A 1,046-nucleotide genomic window follows, 5' to 3' on the forward strand; every position below is an offset into this window, starting at 1 on the left:
AACCCATGGAGTTGACGGAGTCGGTCAAATCCTTCCAGGTGCCGGCCACGCCCTGCACGTCGGCCTGCCCGCCCAGCTTGCCTTCGGTACCGACCTCCCGCGCCACGCGGGTCACTTCGGCGGAGAAGGTACCCAATTGCTCCACCATTTTGTTGATGATCATTGCCGTGCGCAAGAATTCTCCTTCCAGCGCCCGGCCTTCTGCTTCGAGCGCCATGCTCTTGGAAAGATCGCCCTGCGCGACCGCGCCAATCACACGCGCCACCTCGCTGGTTGGATGAACCAGGTCTGATATCAAGGAGTTGATGGACTCCGCGGAGTCGCGCCAGAAGCCTGTGGCATCAGGGACAAATGCGCGCTCTTTCAAGCGACCTTCTTTTCCAACGACACGGCTCAACCGCTCAAGCTCTCGCGCCATCCGGACATTTTCCGAAACCACATCGTTAAATGCATCTGCAACTTTGCCAGGAATCCCTGTCCAATCCTGTGGCAACGAAGCACGAACGTCACCTCTTTTGAGATCTGTTAACGCTGCGAGAATGACTTTGGTCTGGTCCGTTGCGATATCAGCTTCGTCCAGAACGCCGTTGATCGCGACGGCGTTTTCGAGCCAGAATCCCGACAATTTTTCCTCAGGCAAACGGCGGTTCACTCGCGCCGCAGATCGGGATTTGGTAACAAGTCCCTTGCAGCGGCTGGCGGTCGCCGCCGTCATGGCAGATAACTGATTGAATTCACCAGCTATTTTCCCGTAGATGCCATCCCACTCGGTCGGCAGCGTGACGGCCACTTCACCTCGTCGCAGCGCGCTCAGGGATTTGAGAATGGACTTGAGTTCGGTGTCGCGCTCTAACACCGAAAGCTTGGCCAATGCCTCCATAGCATTCATCCTGTATTGAAGGTAACGTTTTGTAGAAACGGCTGCCGAGGTTACCCGCGAACATTCAGAATGACAACAAAAGCGTGTGCAATTTACCCGGCGGCGCGGCAATGTGCTGCGCGCCTGTCACAGCGCCTTCAACTGTAGGTTTTGGCTTACATCACCG

General features: G+C 56.6%; 1 protein-coding gene. It reads right to left on the reverse strand.

Annotation, left to right across the window (positions count from 1 at the left end):
* The coding region (locus AC1D0Z_RS22590) for a methyl-accepting chemotaxis protein (protein WP_477660376.1) at nt 1-880 on the reverse strand (880 nt) is incomplete at its 3' end.
* Nucleotides 881-1,046: the final 166 nt, after the last annotated feature.

It is taken from the genome of Polaromonas sp. P1_E3 (assembly GCF_056405935.1).